This is a genomic window from Peribacillus sp. N1, from assembly GCF_054600815.1.
In genome coordinates this window covers 1-218 of the sequence record NZ_BAAHZO010000170.1, presented here as the reverse complement: position 1 = coordinate 218, position 218 = coordinate 1, and the positions used below count along the sequence as shown (strand labels likewise).

The following is a 218-nucleotide window of genomic DNA, read 5'->3' as shown; positions in this document are numbered from 1 at the left end:
GCTCTTCCTATCGTAGGCGAATCAGGCCTTGAAGTGGATCGCGGCAAAGCAACCGTTAATGAGTATTTGCAATCCAATTCCCATAAAGACGTATTCGTTGTCGGCGACAGTGCCGTGGCTTTCCCTCCAGAAGGCGGCCGGCCATACGCTCCTACTGCTCAAAATGCTTGGCAAATGGGTGAGCTTGTTGGTTACAACCTATTTGCAGCCTTTGAAGG

The 218-nt window shown here is 50.9% G+C and carries 1 pseudogene; it reads left to right on the top strand.

Annotated elements, in window-relative coordinates:
* Nucleotides 1–218, top strand: a pseudogene (locus ACYP5M_RS26930) (NAD(P)/FAD-dependent oxidoreductase); the annotation flags it as partial.